The organism is Rathayibacter rubneri (assembly GCF_023743255.1).
GTDB lineage: Bacteria > Actinomycetota > Actinomycetes > Actinomycetales > Microbacteriaceae > Rathayibacter > Rathayibacter rubneri.
The window spans coordinates 1-23,544 of sequence record NZ_JAMRYM010000038.1 but is presented as its reverse complement, the minus strand read 5'-3'; the positions used below and the strand labels follow the sequence as shown (position 1 = coordinate 23,544).

The window sequence follows — 23,544 nt, the reverse complement described above, 5'->3', positions numbered from 1 at the left end:
AGAGGCGCCGGGTCGAGCCGGCGGCACCCCTCAGGCGCTCGGGACCCGGGGCGGACCCCCGGGAAGCGCGTCAGTCGAGGTAGTCGATGTCGTCCCACGGCTCCTGCACGTCGCCGGTGTCGCGATCGTCGTCGGGCACCTCGACGTCCTCGAAGATCACGGGGACGCCGGGCGAGACGAGCGCGCTGACCTGCCGGTTGCCCACCACGACGAAGTCGACCATGCCGCCGCCCGCCCGCGAGGCCTCGGTCGTCGACGCCTTCAGACCGGTCACATCGGCCCCCTGCGAGAGCCCGTAGGTCTTGCCGTCGATCGTGACGGTGGTTCGGATCATCAGGTGGCGCTCCTCGGCTCGGTCCTGTCGACACTACGAATCCGCCCACTCGCGCTCCAGGCCTTGCGGAAGGGGCGCGTTGCTGGCACGAGCGCTGGCGCGGACGCTGGCGCGGAACGCCGGGCGGGAGCACCACCCGGCGAGGATGGTCGGATGCTCCGCCTCCTCCGCTCGTCGGTCCGCGCCCTGAGGCACCGGGTCGTCACCCGCGCAGCCGATGCCGGAGCGCTGGCCCTCGCGGCGGCGCTCGACCGCGCCGAGGCGCACGACCCCCGCAGCCGAGCGCTCGCGTCGCACCCGGCCACCCCCTCCGTCAACGGGGGCGCGGGCTCCGGAGCCCGCGCCGTAGCGTGGAACCCGGACCGCACGATCCGACACGACCGCAAGGAGGATCCGATGACAGACAAGACCACGCCCGACGCTCCCGACACCGAGACCGTCGATCCGGACACCGTCGACCCCGAGACCGCGACCGACCCCGAGGGCGACCCGGTCGAGAACCCGTCCGGCTGACTCCGGACCCCGCAGAAGCCCCGAGGCGCTTCGGCGCCCGGGGCTTCCGCATGCCCGGGTGTCCCTCGTATCCGGGGCCCCTCGCGTCCGGCCTCGCTCAGGCCGACTCGACGTAGCGGCCGAAGCGGCGGTCGCGGGCCAGCAGCGCGTCCCGGGCGGAGTCGTGCCGCCCGTCGAGCACGCGCAGCACCACGAGCAGGTGGTCGCCCGCGTCGTGCACCTGCTCGATCGAGCACTCGAGATCGAGCACGGCGCCGTCGATCGAGACCGCTCCGAGAGGGGACGCCGTCCAGCCGATGGCCGCGAACCTCCCCGCACGGTCGCGGGAGGCGAGCCGCAGGACCGCGGCGTCCTGATCCGCACCGAGGACCGAGACGCCCAGCCGCTCGGATCCCGCCAGCTGCGGCCACGTCGAGGACGAGCGCTGCACCGCGATCGTGCAGAGCGGCGGGTCGAAGCTCACGCCGAGCGCGAGGGTGGCCACGACCATCCCGACCGGCTCGCCGTCGACCAGGGCGGCGACGGCGGCGACGGGGGCCGGCACCGCGAGGTGGACCGGGGCCGCCACGAGGGTCATCGCGGGGTGCCGACGCGGAAGGCCGAGCCGGGGTGCCCGGCGGGCAGCGTCGGCACCGCTTGGCCGAGGATCCGCTCGCGCATCGATCCGGAGCGGGGCGTCTCGGGCAGCATCCCGCGCTCGCGCAGCAGCGGCATCACCTGCTCGGCGAAGTCGCGGTACGTCTCCCACGAGCCGTAGGTGTACTCGATCAGGAAGCCGTCGACGTCCGTGCGGTCGACGATCTCCTGCAGCTGATCGGCGACCGACTCCGCGGTGCCGGTGACGCGCATGCCTCCGATCGAGGACGTGATCACGTCGAGGATCTCGGCGACGGTCGGGCTGTACTCGGGCTGCTGGAACATCGCGAGCATCGTCTGCCCGACCTCGGTCGTCACCTCGGCGAGGGTCGCATCGAGCGGGAACGACATCAGATCGACTCCGCTCCAGCCCATGAACAGGGCGGCGGCAGCCTCGCGCGACGGGGTCGCGTCGAGCTCGGCCCGGAGGCGCAGCGCGTCCTCCTCGGTCTCGCCGACGATGATCGAGACGGAGGGGATGACCGTGATGTCGCGCGGGTCGCGTCCGTTCGACTCCGCCCTCGAGCGCAGGTCGGCGACCGTCGCCGCCGCCTTGCCGAGGTCTCGGTCCTGGATGAAGACGCACTCGCCGTACCGGCCCGCGAAGGCACGGCCGGCGGAGGAGGTGCCCGCCTGCAGCAGGAGCGGCGTGCGCTGCACCGACGGGATCGCGGGGAAGTAGCCGTCGTAGCGGAAGTACTCGCCCTCGTGGGTGATGCGGTGCACCTTGGCCGGGTCCGCGAAGGTGCGGGTGGCCTTGTCGTAGACGACGGCGTCGTCCTCCCACGCGCCCTCCCAGAGCCTCAGGCACAGCTCGACGAACTCGGTGGCGCGGCGGTAGCGCTCGTCGTGGGGCGTGACTCCGTCGTGCCCGAGGAGCTTCGTGAGCGCGACCTGGTTGTCGGAGGTGACGATGTTCCAGGCGATGCGGCCCTTGGTCAGGTGGTCCAGCGTGGTGAAGGTGCGCGCGTTGAGGTAGGGCTGCTGCGCGGTGGTGGAGGCGGTGACGACGAAGCCGAGGCGGTCGACGGTGGCGGCGAGCCCGCTGACGAGGGCGAGCGGATCGTGCACGGGCACCTGCACGGCCTCGCGGATCACGACCTCGGGCACGTCGTCGCCGCTCATCGGGTAGCCCAGGGCCTCGGCGAGGAAGAGGAAGTCGAAGCCGGCGTCCTCGAGCCTGCGCGCGAGGTCCTGCCAGTACTCGAGGGTGGCGAAGCCGCTCGTGTCTCCGCGGGGGTGGTGCCAGGCGTTGCTGATGAAGTTCGGCGTGAACTCCTCGAACGCGCCGAGGAAGATCTGCTTGGTCACGGTGCTGCCCTTCGATGGCGATCGGATGCTCCCGATCGGAGGGCTGATAACCTCGCGTTATCAACAGGGCGATGATAACCAGCGGTAATCATCCGCCGCAAGTGCGCAGCTCGCGCGCCGCACGACGCACCACTCCGGAGGACCGATGAGCGACGACGCCGCGGAGGCACCCGCCCTCGCCTCCGAGATCGGCCTCCTCGTGCGCGCCCTGCGGACCGCCCGCGGACTGTCGATGCGGGCGCTCGCCGCGCAGGCCGGGGTGTCGCAGCCGTTCCTCTCGAAGCTCGAGAACGGCCGGCTGCTGCCGAGCCTGTCGACCCTGTACGCGCTGGCCGCTGCGTTCGAGGTGCCGCCGGCCGAGCTGGTGCCGGCGATCGCCTCCTCCGACGACACGACCCCGGAGGCGCACCTGCGCGCGAGCGATGCGCCGCACGCCCCGCGCGCACGGCTGGTCGCGGGCGGCCCGGGCCGCCGCACGGAGGCGTACCTCTTCACCGCGCAGCCGGGGCAGTCGGACGACGTCGACTTCGCGCATCCGGGCGAGGAGTTCGTCTTCGTGACCGAGGGGGCCGCCGTGCTGACCTACGCCGACGGCGCCTCGCGCACGGTCTCGGCGGGCGAGTCGGTCACGATCGAGACGCTCCGCCCGCACCGCTGGTCCGTGCCGGTGGACGCCGTGGGCGCGGCGCGCTACCTCCTGGTGACGACGCACTCGGGCTGAGGGCTCCGCGCGCGAGGGCGCGAGGGCGCGAGATGCCACTCCGGTACGCCTTCGACGGCGTGTCGCGTACCGGAGCGGCATCTCGCGGGAACTCACCGCGGGGTCAGCGGCAGCGCGTCGCCGCCGACTCGACCGGGATCGCGGCGGAGGCCGGCTCGCCGGCGACCGTGCCGCGCGCGTCGACCGTGAGCGAGACGGCCGGGACCGCGCGGAGCGGAGTCGGCACCGTCATCGACGCGGTCTTCCCGGCGGCGAGCGACGGCAGCGTCGCGCTGCCGTAGGGGGTGCGCACCGAGAGGACGACGCGATCGGTCCCGCCGTTGACGGCCTTCACCGAGATCACGGCCTTGCCGGCCGCGCAGGTGACGGTCGCGCCGAGGCTCACGCGCAGCGCGTTCTCGAGAGCGTCGAGGGAGTCGCGGAGTCCGCGCTCGGCGGCGTCCACGTCCTCCTGCGTCGCGGCGGATCCGGCGAGCACGACCGCGGCGATCGCGCGGCTCTCGTCCAGGCGCGCGAGCGACTCCTCGGTCCACGCGGCGCGGTCGACGGCGTCGGCCTCGGCGAGGGCCGCCGCGAGGGCGGTGGTGTCGGCCGTCGACTCCGCGATGTCGGCGACGAGGCGGACGTCGTCCAGGACGCCCCACGCTCCGCCGGTCAGCGCGAACTCGGCGGCGATCTCGACCACGCCGTCCTCGCCGACGACGACGGGGACCGTCGTCGTCGAGAAGGAGCTCCAGGTGGTGAGCACCAGCGGGGCGCTCGTCGTGCCCGCGGAGGTGGTCGCGCTGAGGGTGCGCACGTCGGTCGCGGGGCTGTTGGTGCCCTGCGTCGTCGCCTGGAGCGTGTACGCGCCGGCCGGCACGCCGGTCAGCGCCTGGCTCGCCGACGTCGTGTAGTCGGTGCCGTTCCAGAAGGTGACCGCGAAGTCGCCCTCGGCGGCGTCACCGGTCTGCGTGCGCGCGGCGGGGCCCGTGAAGGTCCACGCGGACGTGTCCGCGTCCTCGAAGCCGGGGTTCTGCACGAGGTTCGGAGCGACGACCACGACGGTCGCCGAGACGTCGAGCCCCGTGGCCGTGCGGCCGGGGATCGTGTACTCGCCGGGTCCGCGGATCCAGGACGCCGCTCCGCTCCACGTCACCGCGGGAGTCTCGACGGAGCCGTCGTTGAAGTTCACCGACACGGTGGCGGGCAGCACGACGGGCTCGCCGTCGACGACGGTCAGCTCGACCGCGTCCACTCCGGTGACGGCGCGGGGTGCGACCGCTCCGGTGTCGACGTAGCGGAAGGTGCTCAGCGACTCCAGCGGCGTGCCGTCGGCGGCGAAGAGGGCCTGGTTGTCCCAGCCGGAGCCGCCGAAGTCGTCGCCCACGTGCACGGGGTCGTAGGGGGCGGCGAAGCTCGTGGCCCAGCCGGAGCCGTCGCGCTCCCAGAGCACGCGGTTCCGCTCGACATCGCTCGCGGGTCCGACGGGCAGCCAGGCCGGCTCCCAGTAGTAGACGCCGATGCCCGCGTCGCCGACGGCGTGGACCGCGGCGATCACGTCGCGCAGCGCCGTGGCCTGGCCCTGCACGCTGATCGGGTACTCGTCGGTCGCGGTGCCCTCGCCGATCACGTTCGGGTAGCCGTCGCCGTCCTCGAGGGTGTGCGCCCAGGAGGTCTCGGCGACCATGACCTTCTTGCCGTAGGCGTCGGCGATCTGCGACAGCGAGGCGGTGAGGTTCTCGGGGCTGCCGTGCCAGAACGGGTAGTACGAGCTCGCGAAGACGTCGTAGTCGACGTCGAAGCGGTCCAGGCCCGCGGCGATGGCGGAGTAGCGGCCCGGGGTCTCGGGGTTGGTGAAGTGCACCGCGACCTGCGCCTCCGGCAGCACCTCGCGGACCGCGGAGCTGCCGGCCGAGAAGAGCCCGGCGAGGGTCGCGTCCATGTCGGTCGCGGCACGGGTGTACCCGGCCATGCCGTTGTTCGTCTCGTTGCCGATCTGCACCATGTCGACGTCGACTCCGGCGTCCTCGAAACGCTGGAGCGACTCGGCCGTGTAGTCGTGCAGGGCGGTGGTGAGCTCCGGAGCGGCGAGACCCGCCCAGGCCTTCGGCGCGAGCTGGCGGCCGGGGTCGGCCCAGAAGTCGGAGTAGTGGAAGTCGACGAGCAGGCCCAGCCCGGCGGCCGTGGCGCGCTCGCCGATCTCGATCGCGCGGTCGACGTCGACGTCGCCTCCGCCGTAGCCGTTGCCCTCGGCGTCGAACGGGTCGTTCCAGACCCGGACGCGGACGGACGTGACGCCCTCCTCGGCGAGGACCTCGAAGACGTCGGCCTCCTGGCCCGTCTCGTCGCGGAAGACGACTCCGCTCTCTTCGAGCGACAGGATGCTCGAGATGTCGGCGCCCTTGATGAAGTCGGCGGGGAGGCCGTCGACCTTCTCGACGAAGATCCCGGCGTCGACCGGGCCCTCCGCCGCCGAGGCGCTGGTCGCCCCGATCCCGGCGAAGGTGCCGAGGAGGGTGGAGACCGCGGCCACGGCGGCGGTGCCGGCGGTCCTCCTGGTGCGTGCAGACATGCGTGTCCTTTCGTGGTGGTGCGCCCGCCACGGGGTCCGTCGCCGCTCCGGTGCGCACACGGGAGCGGAGCGGCGAGGGGCCCGGTCGGGCGGGGAGGCGGTGGCGCTCGAGGCGCTCGCGGGGCCCGAGTCGCGCGCTCTGCGCATGCTCGAGCCGGATCGGTTCGGCAGGTTCTCCTTTGAACTGTGTGCGCTCCCAGTCTGCGGAGGTGCTCAGCAACCGTCAAGACGGTGCAAGGTAACCCACCTGCGTCAATTCGACTGTGCGCGGCTGGGAGCGAGCACAGTCATGCGGACGCCGACGGACCCCCGCCCGGCCGCCTGCGTGGGATGATCTCTTGATCGGCGAGAGGGAAGACGATGGGCCAGTTGATCTACGGAGTCGCTCCGGCCGTCGAGGTCGAGGACCGGGCGCTGCGGCACGTCGAGGCGGTCATCATCTCGAAGCTGCGCCGCAACGAGAGCTTCTCGTTCCACTGGGACGGCGAGCCCGACGTCGGCGAGGACGTCGCGACTCCGGACCGCGGACGCCACGGCAGCATCTGGGTCTCGAAGAGCTCGTCGCTCTACTTCAGCTACGACTCCGCGGGCGGCGAGCCGCTCAACCGCGCGTGGATCGACCTGCTGCTGCGCTCGGCGCTGTCGCCGGCCGGGCTGCGCGTGCTGCCCGAGCCGAAGGGCTGAGGCGGGGGCGCAGCGGATCTCGAGGCGCGCGCTCCGCGCGCTGCTCGATCAGCGGGGGAGCGAGGGCGGGTGAGGCGGCGGTGTCAGCTCTGCTGGTCGGGCTCGGCCACGACCTGCAAGCCCGACTGCGAGCTCGCCGACACCATCAGCGCGTCGACCCACGCGCGGTTGATCGCCGGCTGGCGACCGCCGAAGAACTTGTACGACAGCGGCACCGACGGGTGCAGCCAGATCTTCATCCGCCCGCCCCCCGTGTCCTGCGTCTGCGTCCACGAGAACGCGAACGACTCGTCGCGGCGCAGCTTGGCCGTGATGACGATCTCGAGGTGCGCCAGCAGGCGGTCCTCGAAGTCGGCCTCGATGCCGCCGGGGTAGATCAGCAGTCCCATGGGCGCTCCGCTCCGGGCACCGGAGCATCCGGAGCCGCACCCGATCATCCCAGCATCGCGACCCGTCACCCAGTCGAGGTGCCGCCGCCTCCTACGCTCGACGGATGCACCTCGAACGCCGCGCGCTCGTCGCGCCCGACGGCACCCGGCTCTCGGTCCTCGACTCGGGCGGTGACGGCCGGCCCGTCGTGATCCTGCACGGGCTCGCGGGGAGCGCCGCCGAGTTCGTGCCGACCGCGCGCGCCCTCCCGGAGCACCGGGTCGTGCTGCTCGATCAGCGCGGGCACGGTCGGAGCGAGCGGCACCCCTCCGACGTCTCGCGCGCGGCCTTCGTCGCCGACGTCGCGGCGCTGCTCGACGACGTGGGCCCGGCGGTGCTCGTCGGCCAGTCGATAGGCGCGCACACGGCGATGCTCGTCGCGGCCGCGCATCCGCAGCTCGTCGACCGGCTCGTGCTGCTCGAGACCGCGGAGGGCGGCGACGCGGACGAGTCCGTCGCCGAGTGGTTCCGCTCGTGGCCGCTGCCCTTCGCCGATCCCGCCGCCGCCCGGGCGTTCCTGGGCACGGGCGCGCTCGCGGACGCCTGGATCGCCGACCTCGAGGAGGTGCCCGACGGACTGCGCCCGCGCTTCGATCCCGAGGTGATGGCGCGGGTGCTCGAGACGCTCGCCGCACCGCGCTGGACGGAGTGGGAGAGCGTCGCAGCGCCCACCCTCCTCGTCTACGGCGAGCACGGCATGTTCGCTCCGGAGCTGCAGGACGCCTTCGCCGCGCGCGGCCGGGACGTGCGCCGGGTGGATCTGCCGGGCGCCTCGCACGACGCGCACCTCGACGCGTCCGAGAGCTGGATCGCGGCGCTGCGCGAGTTCGCGGGAGGCCCGTCGTGACGTGCGTCTTCTGCGAGCTGATGGCCGGGCGCGACGAGGCGACCTGGGTGGAGCAGGAGGCGGAGGCGGTCGCGTTCCGACCGCTCCCCTCCTCCGAGCTCGCGCCCGGGCACACGCTCGTCGTCCCGCGCGAGCACAGCGCAGGGCTGCTCGACGCCTCCCCCGCCGCGCTCGCCGCCGCGATGTCGCTGGCGCAGCGCGTCGGCCGGGCGATGCGGGCGGCCCTCGGAGCGACGGGAGTAGCCGTGCTGCAGGCGAGCGGCGCCTCCGCGGGGCAGAGCGTGCCGCATCTGCACCTGCACGTGGTGCCGTCGTGGGACGGCGACGAGGTGCAGTGGCCCGCCCAGCGCTCGGAACACGTCGTCGACGGGGATGCGTGGGCGCTGCTCGCTGAGATGTTCGAGTAGGGCTCGGGCGCCTCGGCCATACTGACGAGGTGCAGGCCGAGGACGACGAGCGCAAGGATCTGGAGCGCGCGCTGTTCGCGCGACCGAGCGGCGACGCGGAGGACGCGACCCGCCGCCACGAGGCCGAGCGGCGGCTCCGGGGGGAACGCGAGGCGGAGCGGGCGGAGACGGAGCGGGCCGAGACGGAGCGGGCGGAGACGGAGCCGCGGGAGGCTCACCGGCCCGCCGCTGCGACCGCCGTCGCCTCTCGGGCGACCTCGGAGACCCCGCCCGACCGGAGCCGCCGCCCCGTCCTGCTCGTCGGCGCCGCCCTCGCGGTGGGACTCGTGCTCGGCGCCGCGGCGACCGCGCTTCTGCCGGGGGCCGCGGGGACGCCCGCCCCGACTCCCTCCGCGACCGCCCGCCTCGAGGACCGCTACGCGGCCCTCCTCGAGGGCTGGGTCGTCGCCACCGACCTGCCGATCGGCATGGCGCTCATCGCCCGGGACGCCGACGTCTTCACCCCCGAGTTCGACACGGCGCAGGAGGACCGCCTCCTGGTGACCGCTCCGGGCGGAGTCTCGCTCTGCCTCGCCCTCCAGCGCGGCGACGGCTCGCTCTCGGCGGGGTGCACCGGGCTCGAGGCGTTCTTCGATGCGGGATCGCTCGACGTCGTCGGCACCGACCGGGCCGATGGCGCGCCCGTCTACACGCGGGTGTCGCTGCGGTCCGACGGGTCGGTCGAGGGCGGGTTCCAGCGGGTGCAGGAGCCCTGAGCCCTCCGCCCCCGAGCCCTCCGCCGCCTGTCAAGCCTCCGCGGCCTCTCGGAGAACCCCCGGCCGCGCGCGCCAGGATGCGGGGACATCCACTCGACCGGGAGGCCGCCGTGCCCGACAGCATCCAGCACTACGACGTCGCCGTGATCGGCGCGGGGCCCGCGGGCACCGCCGCCGCGCTGCGGGCCGCCGAACTCGGAGCGCGCGTCGTCGTGCTCGAGGCCGCCCGCGTGGGCGGCACCTGCGTGAACACGGGCTGCGTGCCCACCCGCGTGCTCGCGAAGACCGCGCGGATCATCCGCGAGGCGCGCACCGCCTCCGACTACGGCGTCGACGTGGGCACCCCGCGGATCGACTGGGCGGCGACCGTGCAGCACGTGCACGAGCGCGTCGACAAGGTGCGCTCGATCAAGCGCGAGGCGCAGCGCTTCGAGGAGGCGGGGGTCGAGCTGATCCACGAGGGGCGGGCGCGGTTCGAGGACGAGTCGACGCTGGTGCTCGACAGCGGGCGCCGGCTGACGGCCTCGTCGATCCTGATCTGCGTCGGCGGGCACTCGCGCCGCCTCCCGATCCCGGGCGCCGAGCTCGCGACCGTTCCCGAGGACGTGCTCGCGCTGCCCGCGCTCCCCCGCCGGGTCGCGGTGATCGGCGGCGGGAACACGGGTGCGCAGCTGGTGACGGTCTTCAACGCCTTCGGTTCGGAGGTGACGCTGCTCGACGTGGCGCCACGGATCCTGACGACCTCGGACGCGAGCATCTCGGAGTACGTCTCGGCCGCCTTCGAGCGCCAGGGCGTGCACGTGCGCACCGGCATCGAGACGGTCGAGAGCATCGAGCGCGCCGACGACGCCCTGACGCTGCGCTGGAAGGACGGGGGCGAGGCGCACGCCGAGGAGTTCGACGCGGTGATCATGGCGACCGGCTGGCCCGCCGACGTCGAGGACCTCGGGCTCGAGAACGCGGGCATCGAGGTCGTGCGATCGGCGATCCCGGCGGATCAGTACTTCCGCACCGTCGTGCCGCACGTCTTCGCGGTCGGCGACGCGAACGGTCGCGACATGCTCGTGCAGGCGGCGCAGTTCGAGGCGGAGGCGGCGGCCGAGAACGCCGTGCTCGGCGCGAACCGGCGCACCCCGCAGCACCTGCTGCCGGCCGGCGGATTCACGGATCCCGACTACGCGGGCGTCGGCTTCACGCTCGAGCAGGCCCGGGAGCGCGACCCGCAGTGCGTGGTGGCCTCCGTGCCGTTCTCGGGCGTGGACCGCGCGGTGATCGACGACCGCGAGAGCGGCTTCCTGACGCTGATCTCGGACCGCCGCCGCGAGCTGCTGCTCGGCGCGCACGCGGTCGGCGAGAACGCGATCGAGGTCGTGCAGTCGGTCACGACGGCGATGGCGGCCGGAGTCGACGTGGCGACGCTCGCGAACGTGCGGTTCGCGTACCCGACCTACAGCGCGGTGATCGGCATGGCGGCGCGGGCGCTGCTGAAGGAGCCTGCGCGGCCCACCGAGCTGGACTGACGGGCGGCGGGCCCACGGGTGATAACGGGGCGGCGCTCACCGGCGATCGGGCTGCAGAAGTAAGGCTCAGCGCACGTCTCCGACGGAATTCGCGCTCTTCACGGCTCCTGGCCTCAGTTCTGCAGGTCGTCAGGCTCACAACCGAGGCTGAGGCCCTCCCGCGGGCGCTTCCGGGCCGATTCCGCCGGCTCCTCCTCGGTCACGGACGACGGCGCCGGTAGGGCGTGGTCGTCGAGACCTTCACCAGGCCCGAGCGCTCCAGGATCGGGCGCGAGTCCTCGGTCGAGTCGCTGTGGACGAGGCGCTTGCCGAGGGCGAGCGCCGAGGCGGCCCGGGCCGCGGTGAGCGCCCGGTAGATCCCGCGGCCGCGGAACTCCGGCAGCAGCGCCCCGCCCCAGATGCCGGCGAAGTCGGTGCCCGGAACCGGTTCGAGGCGGCCTCCGCCGACCATCCGCCCGTCGACCTCGGCCACCCACAGCTCCATGCCGTCGCCGCGGGCGAGCCGGGCGACGAGCGCATCGGCGATGCCGACGTCGACGCTCTCGCCGAAGGCCTCGTCGATCACGGCGCTCATCGCGCGCACCTCCGGCTCATCGACGACCCGGCGGAGCGTCGTGCCGGGCGGAGGGGTCGCGTCGCCGGCGAGCGCCTCCACCGGACCGATCATGATCGACTCCGGCTCGTCCGGCGCGAACCCCTGGGCGAGCAGGGACTCGTGCAACCCCGGCGCCCGGTCGTGGCCGCGCGTCTTCCACTCGACGGCGCGGATCGCGGGATCGGCGTCGAAGTGCGCGACGGCCGCGGCGACGAGCGCGTCGATCCCGTCCTCGTCGGCGCCGCCGAGATCGCGGTAGGTCACGAAGCCGCGTCCACCTGCGAACGTCACCAGCCGCAGCGGCCCCTCCCGCACGACCGAGACCGCGCTGGGCGTCTCGGCGTCGGAGCGGAGCTGCTCGTCGTAGGCCTGCAGGTACTCGGCGCTCGTCGTCATCCCGGCCACGCTACCCCGGGAGCGGATGTCGGCGGCCGTCGCTACGGTGGCGGCATGACCTTCGCGAACGTGGGCACACTCGGTGCCCTGCCCGGGAGGCGCGACGAGCTCGTCGCGATCCTCACCGCCTCGAACGATGCGCTCGCGCGGGTCGGCTGCCTCGCCTACGAGGTCGGCACGACCGACGAGCAGCCCGACACGGTGTTCGTCGTCGAGCTGTGGACGAGCGCCGAGGCGCACCGCGCTTCGCTCGAGCTGCCGGAGGTGCGCGACGCGATCACGCGGGCGCGGCCGCTGCTGTCGGGGGAGTTCGGCGGGTTCCGGTTCGACGTGGTCGGGTCGCCGCTGCGCTGACGCGTCCCGCGGCGGCCGGCCGCCGCAGTCGGCGAGTGGACCCGGAGCGGGCCCTGACCGTCCATCACGGCCCGCTTCGCGTCGAGTGGACGGACAGTCCCGGCGCGAGTGGTCGCGGAACGGGCTCCGACCCGACTCGACAGCCCAGTTCGCGTCGAGTGGAGGGCCCACGACCGGCGGAGTGGTCGCGGAACGGGGTCCGACCCGGGTCGACAGCCCGGTTCGCGTCGAGTGGACGGGCGCTGCCCGCCCGAGTGGTCGTGGGACGGGGCCGCCAGGACGGGCAGCCGCCGTTCCGGGGAGACGCGGCGGGCGGGCACCGAGGCGTGTCCCGCTCCCGGGCTCGACCACCCGACGTCCGCGCCCGACCGGCAGCGGCGACTCCGTGCGTCAGCCGCCGATGCGGCCGATCAGGTCCTGGAGGAAGGGGACGACGTCCTGCGCCTGGTCGACGCTCGCGAAGGCGGTCGCGACCAGCGGCCACACGGAGCCGACCAGGGTCGCGACCACGGCCGCCACCGCCGCGACCCACGCCACCGCGGGCTTCCGGGCGACGAGGGCGAGGCCGAGGAAGGCCAGGCCGACCAGGAAGCTGATCACGATCGCGGCGACGATCGTGCCGACGGGGACGTCGAGCGCCCCTGCGATCGATCCGTCGGCGGCGGCGATGAGCCCGAGGACGGGCAGCAGGACGCCGAGGACCACGAGAGCCGAGACGACGACGCCGGTCGCGAACGCGATCCAGGCGGCGCGGGGACGGCGGCGACCGCCGGAGGAGCGCATGCGGGCCATGGGACTACTCCCCGGTCTTCTCGGCGGCGGGAGTGACGGAGTGGGCGCGCTCGGAGTCGCGCTCCGGGGCGGCAGAGGCGGCTTCGGCGTCCTCGGGGGTCGGCTGCTCCACGACGACGACCACGACGGGAGCCGTCCCGTCGGCCTGCACCTCGACGACCTGGGGCGCGTCGTCGTGGTCGGAACGGGGCTCCTCCGCATCCGCTTCGGCGTCCGCAACGGAGCGCTCGCGCTCCCGGGCCCGGCGATCCGCCTCGTCGGCGGCGGCGTCAAGCGCGTCGGCCGTTCTCTCGCCGGCGGCGTCGAGAGCATCCGAGGCCTTCTCCACCGCCGCGCCCGTGGCGCCGGTGATCCGGTCCCCCGCCTCCGAGAGCCGCGCGCCCGCCTCGTCGGCGAGGCCGCCGGCCCTCTCGACCAGCGAGTCGCCCTCGGCGACGGGCTCGGGCTCGATCGGGTCGAACGGACCGTGTAAGTCGGTGACGGTGATGTTCACCGCGACCGGCGAGGCGTGCACCTGCGCGGCGGCGCGCAGCACCTGCGTGCGCGCCTCCTCCATCACCTCGTTCACGGTATGCGGGTACTCGACGACGAGGTCGAGATCGATGATCGTGCGGCCCTCGTCCTCCGAGATCGTGACCCCGGGGATCGTGCTCGTGCCCAGCACCGCGCGGGCGGCGCGGTCGAGGCCTCGGGCGACGGGTCCCCCGAGGTGGTGCACGCCGGTAGTGCCGAGGGCGGTCTCGGCGACGGTCGTCGCGAGCAGGTCCCCGGGGGTCTCGGGATCGGGGTGCGCGGTGTCGATCGCGCCCAGGTCAATCGGGCGGGCGTCGTCGAGCGACACGGCGGGGTCGAGGCGGGGGTCGTCGAGGCGGGGGTCTTCGGTCATGGGGTGCTCCTTGCGTTGCGTGCGGATGCCGGGGCGCGGGTCACGCGCGCGGGGCGAGGGATCGGGTGCGGGACTGCGCGACGCGGTGCGCCGCTCCGGCGATCGCGGCTCCCAGGAGGGGCGCGGCGACGAACACCCACAGCTGGCCGAGCGCGTCGGGCCCGCCGTAGACGGCGGCGGCCAGCGAGCGTGCCGGATTCACGGAGGTGTTGCTGACCGGGATCGAGACGAGGTGGATCAGCGTGAGGGTGAGGCCGATCACCACGGGGGCGAGGCTCGCCGCCCGGGCGGTCACCGAGAGGATCACCGACACGAAGACGGAGCTCAGCACGGTCTCGGCGAGGAGGACCGCGCCGAGGCCGAAGCCGCCCGGGGAGTGCTCGCCGTAGCCGTTGGAGGCGAATCCGCTCTGCCGCGCGGAGGCGAGGAAGCCCGAGGGGCCGTCGGCGGCGATGGTGAACAGCACCGTCGATCCGATCAGACCGCCGACGAGCTGCGCGACGACGTAGCCGGGCACCTCCCGCCACGGGGTGCGTCCCGCGACGGCCAGGCCCACCGTGACCGCCGGGTTGAAGTGGCCGCCCGAGAGGTGGCCGACGGCGGCGATCCCGACGAGGACGCTGAGTCCGAACGCGAGGGCGACGCCGAGGAAGCCGATGCCGAGCGGGTTCCGCTCGTCGGGGAAGGCGGAGGCGAGCAGGGCCGCGCCCACGCCGCCGACGACGAGGAGCGCGGTGCCGAAGACCTCGGCGGCCAGGCGGACGGCCGTGGGGACCGGGGCGGCGGCGGTGCGCTCGGGAGCGGCGGGAGTGCTCGTGCGGCTCATGGGAGCGCCTTTCACGGGAGTCGGTGCCGACGGCCGGCGACGCGGTCGCGGACGTCGGCGAGGGTGTCCTCCGGCACGGGCGGGACGCCGCGACCGAGGCCGCGCAGTCCGGCCGCGCGGACCACGGGGTCGATCGCCTTCTGCGCGAGGCCGGCACGGAAGCCGGAGGTGCCGTCGGTCATGACGCGTCCTTCCAGGGAGGAGAGGGGTCCGGCCCTCCGCGGCGGGCGGAGGGCCGGAGCGGGTGGGGCCGGATCACTCCACGCGGGAGGCGGAGCTCATCCGGCTGCGCAGACCGCCGACGATCTGGACGACGACCGGGGTCTCCTGACCCAGGACCGCGTCCCAGCGGCGCACGGCCGTGTCGACGGTGCGGCGCGTCTGCATCGGCGAGACTCCGCGGCGGGTGTGCGCGGTGACGCGCAGCACCCGGCGGTGCCGGATGTCGAACGCGGTGACGTCGACCGCGACGATGCCGGGATCGCGCGTGAGCGCCTCCTCGAGCACCTGCTCGGCGACCTTCGCGTCGAGCGTCAGCGTGCCTCCGGTCGGCGAGGAGCCTCCGGAACCGGCCGACACCCGCAGGAGCGTGGACGTGCGTCCCCGGCCCTGGCGCAGGACGAAGCGGAGCAGCAGCAGGATCAGCACGAGCGCCGCGGCGGCGGTCGCCCAGAGGATCCAGGGCTGCGATCCCGAGAGCGCGTCGGACGTCGGTCCGCTCGCGTCCTCGGCCGCGGTCGAGACGGTCCGCTGGACGTCGGGGAGCAGCGCGCCGACGGCGATCGCGCCTCCGACGACGAGCAGCACGAGTCCGACCAGCAGCAGGAGCAGGCGGTTCAGGAACCGGTTGGTGGTGGTCATCGGACCGATCCCGTCTCGGAGAGGCGGACGCGGCCCGTGAGTGCGGGGCTCACGTCGTAGCCGCTCAGCTCGGCGTCGACGGCCTCGCGGATGCTCGCCGCGTCGGTCGAGATGCCGCTGGTGCGCTGGACGACGACGCCGACACGGCGGCGGCCGACCGAGACCTGCACCTGGTCGGGGTCGATGCCGCCGGCGTAGGCGGCGGCGCGGGCGACGCTCTGCGCGATCACCCGGTCGTCGACGACGACGGCGGTGCGGTCGATCCCGGCGCTGCGGCGACCGCGACGACCGGGGGCGACGGACAGGACGAGCAGCACGAGGCCGATCACCGCGAGCACGGCGCCCGCGGCCGCCGTGAGGGCGATGGGGGCACCGGCCGCGCCGAGCAGCGCGGCGGCGCCGTCCTGCGGGGCGACGAGCAGCGCGGGCTGTCCGAGGACCGCGAGCACCGCCTCCGTGCCGAGCCACGCGAACAGCACGATCAGGAGGATCGCGAGGGCGATGCTGCTGCGAGGGATCCTCGCGGAGGAGCCGGACGTGACGGGTCCGCTCGCGGTCACCGTGAAGGTGCGGCTGGTCGAGGACTCCGGCCGCGCCGAGGGCTAGGGCGTGGAGCAGGCGAGGCCGTGTCCACCGGGCCCGGCCCGCTCAGAGCGGGAAGCGCACCCCGGTCAGCCGCTCCGACGCGTCCCAGAGGTGCGCGGCGAGCGCCTCGTCGCGCGCGCGCCTCGAGCGACCGATCAGCACCGCCCCTCCGCGCATGTGCAGGAACCGCTCCGGACCGGTGAAGGCCCCCGGCGGCACGTCCCCGGTCGCGGCGAGCAGCACCGGCAGCGCGCCCTCCTCGGGGGTCTGCGCGAGCAGAGCGGTGAGCCGGCCGGCGATCCCGGTCGCCCCTCCGGTCATCCCGGTGGCGACGAAGCCCGGATGCGCGGCGACCGCGAGCACCGTCGATCCGGCGGCGGTGAGCCTCCGCTGCAGCTCGGCCGTGAAGAGGAGGTCGGCCAGCTTCGAGGCGGCGTACACGCGCGACTCGCGGTAGGGAGTGCGCTCGGAGTTCAGGTCGTCGAGGTCGATCCGCCCCATCCGCTCGGCCTGCGAGGCGAGCGAGACGACGCGGCCTCGCAGGTGCGGCAGGAGCAGGTTGGTGAGTGCGAAGGGCCCGAGGTGATTCGTGCCGAACTGCCGCTCGAAGCCGTCCGCGGTCGTCTCGCGCCGAGCGGTCGAGACGCCGGCGTTGTTGATCAGAACGTCGATCGGCCCGCTCCACTCGTCGGCGAAGCGGCGGATCGACGCGAGGTCGGCGAGGTCGAGGCGGCGGACGAGCGTCTCGCCGGCGATCGCCTCGGCGACCCGCTCGCCCTTCGCCGTGTCGCGCACCGCGAGGACGACCCGCGCACCGGCCGCGGCCAGGGCCCGGGCGGTGGCGAGACCGATGCCGCTGGTGGCGCCGGTGACGACGAGGGTGCGGCCGGACTGGTCGGGGAGCGAGGAGGTCATGGGGCGAGACTAGGCAGTGTCTAGAATCTAGTCAACGCCTAGCAGTACGATCATCGGGTGACCCCGCCCTTCCATCACGGCAACCTCCGCGCGGAGCTGCTCGAGCAGGCCGAGGCGCTGCTGCGCACCGACGGCGTCGACGCGCTGTCGCTCCGCGAGCTCGCCCGACGGGCGGGCGTCAGTCACGGCGCGCCGCGGAGCCACTTCGTCGACCGGCAGGCGCTGCTCGACGCCCTCGCGATGCTCGGCTTCGAGCGGCTGACGGAGGCGGTGCACGCGGCCGTCGAGTCGCCCGGCGCGTTCCCGGAGCGGTTCCGCCGCGTCGGCCGCGCCCACGTCGCCTTCGCGGTCGAGCACGCCGCGCTGATGGAGCTCATGTTCCGCCTCGGCGCCACCGCGGGTCCGGTGCGCGACGCGTCGCTCCGGCTCTTCCAGGTGCTCGACGACGCCCTGACCGACGAGCCGTCGGGCGACCCCGAGGCTCGCGAGCGCTTCCAGCTCCTCTTCGCGGCCTCGGTGCAGGGCACGGCCGCGCTCGTGATCGCGCAGCGCGTCACCCCGGAGCAGGGCGGGCTGCTGATCGACGACGCGACCGACGCGATGCTCGGCTCCGAGCTGTGGGAGCGCGTGCAGCGCTGACGGGGTCGCTCGGAGTGACCTCGGTCGATGACCGCGGCCAGAACAGGCGGGGCCAGAACAGGCGGGCTCAGAACAGGCGGGTTCAGAACAGGCGGACCGCGTCGGAGGGCTCGTCCAGGCCGCGGACGAGCACCGGGATCCGCTTGCGGAAGGCGAAGAACCCGCGCGACGCCGAGGGCCACGCCGTGCCGTCCCAGCGACGGCGCACGGTGACGAGCGCGACCCCCTCCTCGGCGAGGGCGGAGCGGAGCGCGTCCAGTCGCTCGCGGACGGGGCCGACGGGCGCGTACGGGACCACCACGGTGTCGAGCCGCTCCGAGCCCGCCCAGTCGACGACGGAGGCGGGCGACGGGTCCGCCAGCACGCGCGCCGGCCGGCCGCTCCCGTCGTGCGCGCGCTCCGCGGCGTCGGCGAGCGCCGCCACGGTGAAGGCCTCCACGGCCTCCGACACCGCGAGAGGCGATCGCCCACCCGCGTCGGCGGCGGCGGCGGTCGCCACGAGCCGCTCCGCCAGACCGGGCTGCTCGGCGAGGAGGCTCTCCGCCTCGAGGTCCTCCTCGTGCAGCAGCAGGCCGGGGCGAGTGCCGAGGGTCCCGACCACGTCGTCCGGGTCGATCCGCTCGCGGGGCGGGAACGACTCCTCGCTGAGCGCGGGGGCCGAGGTGGCGAGGCCGTCCGGGGAGAAGCGCCCCTCGGTGTACCGCGCGATGTTCGACGCGGTGGCCAGGTACGTCTTCCCCGGGGTCTGCAGGCCGGCCACCCACCGCCAGGACAGGGTGTTGGACGCGGCGTCGCCGTCGAGCAGGTGCCGGTAGAAGAAATCCGCGCCGAGCTGCCAGGGGAGCTCGAGGGTGAAGATCCAGATGCTCGCGAACCACATGCGCGTGTGATTGTGCAGGTAGCCGGTCTCGACGAGCTCCCGCACCCAGGCGTCCATCGCGTCGATCCCGCTCCGCCCGCCGATCGCGTCGCGGTACCCGGGCGGCGGATCGCCCGCGGCGAAGTCGCCCACCTCTCGGCGGTAGCGGCGCCAGACCTCCGGGTTCTGCTCGAGCCACCCCTTCCAGTAGGTGCGCCAGAAGACCTCCTGGACGAACTTCTCCGCCGCGGTCAGCCGGTGGCGCCCGAGGACCGCCGCGACGACCTCCTTCTCGGTCACGAGCCGGTGGCGGAGGTACGGGGAGAGTCCGGAGACGTTCTGCCGGGACGGTCCGAGGTCGTGATTGCGCTCGCGCGCATAGGCGGAGCCGGCGCGGGAGACGAACTCGTCGAGCGCCTCGAGACCGGCGGCTCGGGTCGGGATGAACATCGCCCCATCATGGGGGTCGTCGCGGTGCGGAGACTGACAGCGCTCGACGCTGCGCGCGTGGGAGGCCGCAGTGGCTCGCCGCTCGCCGCCCTCCGCCAGAAGTTGCGGGAAGCGCGAGCCGTCACCGCAACTTCTGGAGAAGCGCGGCGTCTCCACCCGGACACCCCTCCTCCGCACTCCGCCACAAGTCCCGGGAAGCGCGAGCCGTCACCGCAACTTCTGGAGGAGGGCTCGCGCCGCGTGCACCGCAGGACCCGACCCCACCGCAGGAAACCACCCCACCCACCCCCTAAGTTGGGGGCCGGGGCCGACGGAAGGAACCGCAGATGAGCATGGAAGGCGTGGCCTGGAGCTCGCTCTACAAGATCTCCCACGTGAGGGACGGCGCGCACGGCGTCTCGCGGGAGTCGGTCCGGCGGATCCTGAGGTTCGCGGTGCCCTACCGGTCGAAGCTGCTGGTCTTCATCGCCCTCTCGATCGCGGGGGCCTTCCTCGCGGTCGCGACGCCGGTGCTCGCCGGCCAGGTGGTCGACGTCATCGTCGCCCGGGGCGAGGTCGCCACGATCATCCGTCTCGCCGTCGTCATCGCCCTCGTGGCCGTGGCCGACGCCGCCGTGTCGCTCGTGACGCGCTGGTACTCGGCGCGGATCGGCGAAGGGGTGATCCTGGACCTCCGCACCGCCGTCTTCGACCACGTGCAGAAGATGCCGATCGCGTTCTTCACCCGCACCCGCACGGGCGCCCTCGTGAGCCGCCTCAACAACGACGTGATCGGCGCGCAGCAGGCGTTCAGCGGCACCCTGTCCGGCGTGGTCACGAACCTCGTGGCGCTCGTCCTCACCCTGATCGTCATGCTCAGCACGTCCTGGCTCGTCACGGTCCTCGCCGTGATCATGCTCCCCGTCTTCCTGGTGCCCGCGCGCCGCATGGGCGGCCGCCTCGCCGCGCTCCGCCGCGAGGCCGCCGACCACAACTCCGCCATGAGCACCCAGATGACGGAGCGCTTCTCGGCGCCCGGCGCCACCCTCGTCAAGCTGTTCGGCCGTCCCGACGAGGAGGCGGAGGAGTTCCGCGTCCGCGCCGCCCGCGTCCGCGACATCGGCGTCCGGACGGCGATGCTGCAGTTCGTCTTCGTCACCGCGCTGATGCTCGTCTCGGCTCTCGCCCTCGCGCTCGTGTACGGGCTCGGCGGCGTCCTCGCGCTCGGCGGAGGCCTGGACACCGGTGAGGTGGTCACCCTGGCGCTGCTGCTCACCCGCCTCTACGCGCCGCTGACCAGCCTCGCGAACGCGCGGGTCGAGATCATGAGCGCGGTCGTGAGCTTCGAGCGCGTCTTCGAGGTCCTCGACCTCGAACCGCTCATCCAGGAGAAGCCCGACGCCGTCTCCGTCCCCGACGGGCCCGTGTCCGTCGAGTTCGACGACGTCCGCTTCGCCTACCCGTCCGCGGACAAGGTGTCCCTCGCCTCCCTCGAGGAGGTCTCCACGCTCGACACCCGCGGCGGCGAAGAGGTGCTGCACGGCGTCTCCTTCAGGATCGAGCCGGGGCAGACCGTCGCCCTCGTCGGCACGTCCGGCGCGGGGAAGTCCACGATCGCGCAGCTGCTCTCGCGGCTCTACGACGTCGACAGCGGCGCCGTGCGCCTCGCCGGGACGGACGTCCGCGACGTCGCCTTCGACTCGATGCGCCACAGCCTGGGCATGGTGACGCAGGACGGGCACCTGTTCCACGAGACGATCCTCTCGAACCTGCGTCTGGCCCGGCCGGAGGCGTCCCTCGACGAGGTGTGGGACGCCGTCCGCCGCGCGCGACTCGAGCCGCTCCTGCGGTCCCTGCCGGACCAGCTGGACACCGTGGTGGGAGAGCGCGGCTACCGGCTGTCCGGCGGCGAGCGCCAGCGCCTGACCATCGCGCGGCTCCTGCTCGCCCAGCCGCGCGTCGTCATCCTCGACGAGGCGACGGCGGCGCTCGACTCGACGTCGGAGGCCGCCGTGCAGGCGGCGCTCAGCGAGGCGCTCGAGGGACGGACGGCGATGGTGATCGCGCACCGCCTCTCCACCATCCGCAGCGCAGACCAGATCCTCGTGGTGGAGGACGGCTCGATCGTGGAGCGCGGCACGCACGAGGAGCTGCTGGCCGCGGGCGGGCGGTACGAGGAGCTGCACCGCACCCAGTTCGCGGTGCAGAAGAGGGCCGCTGCGGAGGCGGAGGCCTCGCTCGGGGCCTGACCCGACGCGAGCGGCGCCGCCCTCAGCCCCGCAGTGCGTAGGTCAGCACCGCGTTGCCGGCGCTCGTGATCGACGAGTCGCGCAGCTCCAGACGCGTCAGCGGATCGCTCGGCTCGAACAGCCGGCGTCCGGCCCCCGCGATCACCGGGTGGACCATCAGAGTCAGCTCGTCGAGAACCCCCGCGAAGAGCAGCTGCCGGGTGAGCGAGATGCTCGAGAACACCGAGATCCGGCCGCCCTCCGTCTGCTTCAGGCGGCGGAGGAACTCCACGGCGTCCCCCTCGATGAGTGTGGCGTTCCAGCCGAGGTCCCCGGAGAGGGTCGTCGACGCCACGAACTTCTCGATCGGGTTGATGAAGGCGGCGAACGGATCGTCCGCGGGCGCGGCCGGCCAGTACTGCGACCACTCCTCGTAGCCGGCGCGGCCCAGCACGGCGGTGTCGACCTCGCCGATCATCCCGCCCATCAGCGCTCCCAGCTCGGCGTCGAAGCTGTCGAACTGGAACAGGTTCGGCGACTCGACGACTCCGTCGACGGACGCGAACAGACCGGCGGTGAGCATGCGCATGGGAGGCCTTCCGGGGCTCGGACAGGGGCCGCTCGTGCAGCCCCGCGCCGAGCGTCCCGGGTGCGGGCGCCCGCCGTCAAGAGGGCCGGCGGATCCGGGGCAGTGTCTCTCCGCATCCCCCGGCGGGCAAGGGGGCGCGGCGCTCGAGGAGCACGACGGACTCTGAGGGGACACCACGATCCTCTCGGAGGCACTGATGTTCTTCGAGTTGCTCGCGGGGCTGGGCTGAGGCCCGTCGGCGTGACGCTCGGGATCGGGTCGGTCTCGATACGCCGCTGCGCGGCTACTCGACCAGCAGAGTGCGCGACTCCGCGGGCCCGGCCGGAGAGCAGCGCGCGCCACGCCCCCTCCACTCCCCTGCTGATCGAGTAGGCCGTGCAGCGGCCGTATCGAGATCCACGCCTCCCACGCACCCGCCTCGGCGGCACTCAGCCCGTGAGCGTGAAGCCCAGCAGCCGGTCGTCGTCCGGCCCCGGATCGCCGCGGCCGTCGGTGTTGCTCGTCGCGACCCACAGGCGGCCGTCGGGCGACTCGGCCACGTCGCGCAGGCGTCCGTACTCGCCCACCGCGTGGTCCGTCCACGTCGACGCATCCGCGACCGGCACCGCGCGCAGCACCTGCCCGCGCAGATTCGCGAGGTACAGCGTCCCGTCGACCTCCGCCATGCCGCTCGGGCTGGCCTCGTCGGGGTTCCACTGCTGCACGGGGTCGACGAAGCGGTCGTCGCCCGCGACGCCCTCCACCGTCGGCCAGCCGTAGTCCTCGCCGGCGCGGATGACGTTGAGCTCGTCCCAGGTGTCCTGGCCGAACTCGGTCGCGAAGAGCGTGCCGTCCTCGGCCCACGCGAGGCCCTGCGGATTGCGGTGGCCGGAGCTGTAGACGAGCGACCCGGGGTAGGGGTTGTCGTCGGGCACCCCTCCGTCGGCGGTCATGCGGAGGATCTTCCCGCCGAGGGAGTCGAGGTCCTGCGCCCGCTCGGTGCGTCCCGCGTCGCCGACCGTCGCGTAGAGCAGCCCGTCGGGGCCGAAGGCGATCCGCCCGCCGTCGTGGTTGCTCGCCGCAGGCAGCCCGTCGAGGATCGTCTCCGGCTCGCCGAGGGCGAGGGAGCCGGCCTCGCCCGGGACGTCGAAGCGCTGTATGCGGTTGCCGTCGGAGCCGGTGGAGTACGCGTAGAGGCGGTCGCGGTCGTCGATCGCGAGACCGAGCAGTCCGCTCTCACCGCGGGCCACGACTCCGTCGACGGTGCCGATCGGCCGCGTCCCGCCGTCGGCGGCGAGCTCGAGGATCCGGCCGCTGTCGCGCTCGCTGACGAGCGGAGTGCCGCGCAGGAACACGATCGACCAGGGCGCCTCGAGGTCCGCGGCGACGGTCACGGGATCGGTCGGCACGGCAATGCCTGCGGCGGCCTCCTGCTGCGAGGACGAGCGGGGCGGAGTCGGCTCGGCCGCCGTGCACGAGGCGAGCAGGAGCGTGACCCCGGCACCCGCGAGAGCGAGGCGGAGTCGCGTCACGCGGATCCCGAGTCGGAGCGGTGCGAGCGGCCGCGGCGCGGGATCGCCGCGAGGTCGATGCCGAGCACGCTCCGCAGCCGCGAGCAGAAGACCCGCTCGAGCTCGGCGGTGGCCGGGTCGCCCTCGGCCCAGATGCGGGCGGCCGTGCAGGCGTCGGCGAGGCGGCTCGCGGTCAGGTCCGACCACCAGCGCTCCTCGGCCGCCGCCGCGAGGAGCTCGCGCACGAGCAGCTGCCGGGCGGCGTCCGGATCGGACATCGCCGACCACAGCTCCGCGATGCGGGCGTCCAGGAGCGCATCGGCCCGGAGGCAGGCCTCGTCGACGACGGAGCGGGCCTCGCTCAGGGAGAGCGGAGCGCGGGTGGACAC

27 protein-coding genes are annotated in these 23,544 nt (G+C 73.8%); 10 read left to right on the top strand and 17 right to left on the bottom strand.

Annotation, left to right across the window (positions count from 1 at the left end; genetic code table 11):
• Positions 1 to 70: 70 nt before the first annotated feature.
• On the bottom strand, positions 71 to 334 hold the full coding sequence (locus tag NB037_RS10325) for a hypothetical protein (RefSeq protein ID WP_251945571.1): 264 nt from the start codon (positions 332 to 334) through the stop codon (positions 71 to 73).
• A 153-nt stretch (positions 335 to 487) separates the two neighbouring features.
• On the opposite strand from NB037_RS10325, the gene NB037_RS10320 reads away from it, so the two are divergent.
• On the top strand, positions 488 to 847 hold the full coding sequence (locus tag NB037_RS10320) for a hypothetical protein (protein WP_251945570.1): 360 nt from the start codon (positions 488 to 490) through the stop codon (positions 845 to 847).
• Positions 848 to 944: 97 nt separating this feature from the next.
• On the opposite strand, the gene NB037_RS10315 is transcribed toward NB037_RS10320, so the two are convergent.
• Positions 945 to 1,424, bottom strand: coding sequence for a flavin reductase family protein (locus NB037_RS10315; protein WP_251945569.1), 480 nt, complete (start codon positions 1,422 to 1,424; stop codon positions 945 to 947).
• The gene (locus tag NB037_RS10310; RefSeq protein ID WP_251945568.1) at positions 1,421 to 2,794 is read right to left on the bottom strand and encodes an NtaA/DmoA family FMN-dependent monooxygenase; all 1,374 of its coding nucleotides are present in this window, start codon (positions 2,792 to 2,794) and stop codon (positions 1,421 to 1,423) included. The genes NB037_RS10315 and NB037_RS10310 overlap by 4 nt, the downstream gene beginning before the upstream one ends.
• A gap of 145 nt (positions 2,795 to 2,939) precedes the next feature.
• Between NB037_RS10310 and NB037_RS10305 the strand changes: the two genes are divergently transcribed.
• Positions 2,940 to 3,515: a helix-turn-helix domain-containing protein gene (locus NB037_RS10305; RefSeq protein WP_251945567.1), complete on the top strand. Its 576-nt coding sequence runs from the start codon at positions 2,940 to 2,942 to the stop codon at positions 3,513 to 3,515.
• 103 nt (positions 3,516 to 3,618) lie between these two features.
• Here the strand turns inward: NB037_RS10305 and NB037_RS10300 are convergent, their stop codons facing one another.
• Entirely contained in the window at positions 3,619 to 6,069 is a 2,451-nt protein-coding gene (locus tag NB037_RS10300) for a glycosyl hydrolase 53 family protein (protein WP_251945566.1), read from the bottom strand.
• Positions 6,070 to 6,429: 360 nt separating this feature from the next.
• On the opposite strand from NB037_RS10300, the gene NB037_RS10295 reads away from it, so the two are divergent.
• Positions 6,430 to 6,753, top strand: a complete 324-nt coding sequence (locus NB037_RS10295; RefSeq protein ID WP_251945565.1) for a DUF7882 family protein — start codon at positions 6,430 to 6,432, stop codon at positions 6,751 to 6,753.
• Between the two features lie 83 nt (positions 6,754 to 6,836).
• Here the strand turns inward: NB037_RS10295 and NB037_RS10290 are convergent, their stop codons facing one another.
• On the bottom strand, positions 6,837 to 7,142 hold the full coding sequence (locus NB037_RS10290; protein WP_251945564.1) for a DUF7882 family protein: 306 nt from the start codon (positions 7,140 to 7,142) through the stop codon (positions 6,837 to 6,839).
• 104 nt (positions 7,143 to 7,246) lie between these two features.
• Here NB037_RS10290 and NB037_RS10285 point away from each other — a divergent pair, with 104 nt between their 5' ends.
• The 4 genes from NB037_RS10285 (at position 7,247) to NB037_RS10270 (ending at position 10,711) form a co-directional block, all read left to right on the top strand.
• Positions 7,247 to 8,029: an alpha/beta fold hydrolase gene (locus NB037_RS10285; RefSeq protein WP_251945563.1), complete on the top strand. Its 783-nt coding sequence runs from the start codon at positions 7,247 to 7,249 to the stop codon at positions 8,027 to 8,029.
• Positions 8,026 to 8,436, top strand: coding sequence for an HIT family protein (locus NB037_RS10280; protein ID WP_251945562.1), 411 nt, complete (start codon positions 8,026 to 8,028; stop codon positions 8,434 to 8,436). The genes NB037_RS10285 and NB037_RS10280 overlap by 4 nt, the downstream gene beginning before the upstream one ends.
• A gap of 29 nt (positions 8,437 to 8,465) precedes the next feature.
• Positions 8,466 to 9,191: a hypothetical protein gene (locus tag NB037_RS10275; protein ID WP_251945561.1), complete on the top strand. Its 726-nt coding sequence runs from the start codon at positions 8,466 to 8,468 to the stop codon at positions 9,189 to 9,191.
• 110 nt (positions 9,192 to 9,301) lie between these two features.
• Entirely contained in the window at positions 9,302 to 10,711 is a 1,410-nt protein-coding gene (locus NB037_RS10270) for a dihydrolipoyl dehydrogenase family protein (RefSeq protein ID WP_251945560.1), read from the top strand.
• Positions 10,712 to 10,910: 199 nt separating this feature from the next.
• Here NB037_RS10270 and NB037_RS10265 read toward each other — a convergent pair whose 3' ends face one another.
• Positions 10,911 to 11,702 carry a GNAT family N-acetyltransferase gene (locus tag NB037_RS10265; RefSeq protein ID WP_251945559.1) on the bottom strand — a complete coding sequence of 264 codons (792 nt, stop codon included), beginning with the start codon at positions 11,700 to 11,702 and terminating at the stop codon, positions 10,911 to 10,913.
• A gap of 54 nt (positions 11,703 to 11,756) precedes the next feature.
• Here NB037_RS10265 and NB037_RS10260 point away from each other — a divergent pair, with 54 nt between their 5' ends.
• On the top strand, positions 11,757 to 12,056 hold the full coding sequence (locus NB037_RS10260) for a putative quinol monooxygenase (protein ID WP_251945558.1): 300 nt from the start codon (positions 11,757 to 11,759) through the stop codon (positions 12,054 to 12,056).
• Between the two features lie 390 nt (positions 12,057 to 12,446).
• Here NB037_RS10260 and NB037_RS10255 read toward each other — a convergent pair whose 3' ends face one another.
• The 7 genes from NB037_RS10255 to NB037_RS10225 form a co-directional block, all read right to left on the bottom strand.
• Positions 12,447 to 12,848 (bottom strand): hypothetical protein, encoded by a 402-nt coding sequence (locus NB037_RS10255; protein ID WP_251945557.1) that lies wholly within the window; start codon positions 12,846 to 12,848, stop codon positions 12,447 to 12,449.
• A 4-nt stretch (positions 12,849 to 12,852) separates the two neighbouring features.
• Complete coding sequence (locus tag NB037_RS10250; RefSeq protein WP_251945556.1) at positions 12,853 to 13,734, bottom strand: Asp23/Gls24 family envelope stress response protein; 882 nt, start codon at positions 13,732 to 13,734, stop codon at positions 12,853 to 12,855.
• A gap of 40 nt (positions 13,735 to 13,774) precedes the next feature.
• Entirely contained in the window at positions 13,775 to 14,560 is a 786-nt protein-coding gene (gene aqpZ, locus NB037_RS10245) for an aquaporin Z (protein WP_251945555.1), read from the bottom strand.
• An 11-nt stretch (positions 14,561 to 14,571) separates the two neighbouring features.
• Positions 14,572 to 14,742: a hypothetical protein gene (locus NB037_RS10240; protein WP_251945554.1), complete on the bottom strand. Its 171-nt coding sequence runs from the start codon at positions 14,740 to 14,742 to the stop codon at positions 14,572 to 14,574.
• A gap of 73 nt (positions 14,743 to 14,815) precedes the next feature.
• On the bottom strand, positions 14,816 to 15,421 hold the full coding sequence (locus tag NB037_RS10235; protein ID WP_251945553.1) for a hypothetical protein: 606 nt from the start codon (positions 15,419 to 15,421) through the stop codon (positions 14,816 to 14,818).
• Positions 15,418 to 15,900 (bottom strand): DUF6286 domain-containing protein, encoded by a 483-nt coding sequence (locus NB037_RS10230; RefSeq protein ID WP_251945552.1) that lies wholly within the window; start codon positions 15,898 to 15,900, stop codon positions 15,418 to 15,420. The genes NB037_RS10235 and NB037_RS10230 overlap by 4 nt, the downstream gene beginning before the upstream one ends.
• Positions 15,901 to 16,069: 169 nt before the next feature.
• Positions 16,070 to 16,921: an oxidoreductase gene (locus NB037_RS10225; RefSeq protein WP_251945551.1), complete on the bottom strand. Its 852-nt coding sequence runs from the start codon at positions 16,919 to 16,921 to the stop codon at positions 16,070 to 16,072.
• A gap of 57 nt (positions 16,922 to 16,978) precedes the next feature.
• On the opposite strand from NB037_RS10225, the gene NB037_RS10220 reads away from it, so the two are divergent.
• On the top strand, positions 16,979 to 17,560 hold the full coding sequence (locus tag NB037_RS10220; protein ID WP_251945550.1) for a TetR/AcrR family transcriptional regulator: 582 nt from the start codon (positions 16,979 to 16,981) through the stop codon (positions 17,558 to 17,560).
• An 82-nt stretch (positions 17,561 to 17,642) separates the two neighbouring features.
• On the opposite strand, the gene NB037_RS10215 is transcribed toward NB037_RS10220, so the two are convergent.
• Positions 17,643 to 18,869: an FAD-binding domain-containing protein gene (locus NB037_RS10215; protein ID WP_251945549.1), complete on the bottom strand. Its 1,227-nt coding sequence runs from the start codon at positions 18,867 to 18,869 to the stop codon at positions 17,643 to 17,645.
• A gap of 326 nt (positions 18,870 to 19,195) precedes the next feature.
• Between NB037_RS10215 and NB037_RS10210 the strand changes: the two genes are divergently transcribed.
• The gene (locus NB037_RS10210) at positions 19,196 to 21,097 is read left to right on the top strand and encodes an ABC transporter ATP-binding protein (RefSeq protein WP_251945548.1); all 1,902 of its coding nucleotides are present in this window, start codon (positions 19,196 to 19,198) and stop codon (positions 21,095 to 21,097) included.
• 22 nt (positions 21,098 to 21,119) lie between these two features.
• Here NB037_RS10210 and NB037_RS10205 read toward each other — a convergent pair whose 3' ends face one another.
• The 3 genes from NB037_RS10205 to NB037_RS10195 form a co-directional block, all read right to left on the bottom strand.
• Entirely contained in the window at positions 21,120 to 21,665 is a 546-nt protein-coding gene (locus NB037_RS10205) for a dihydrofolate reductase family protein (RefSeq protein ID WP_251945547.1), read from the bottom strand.
• A 428-nt stretch (positions 21,666 to 22,093) separates the two neighbouring features.
• Positions 22,094 to 23,182, bottom strand: coding sequence for a PQQ-dependent sugar dehydrogenase (locus NB037_RS10200; protein WP_372490734.1), 1,089 nt, complete (start codon positions 23,180 to 23,182; stop codon positions 22,094 to 22,096).
• Positions 23,173 to 23,544 (bottom strand): hypothetical protein (locus NB037_RS10195; RefSeq protein ID WP_251945545.1); only part of this gene is annotated, 372 nt, incomplete at its 5' end. The genes NB037_RS10200 and NB037_RS10195, both read right to left, overlap by 10 nt.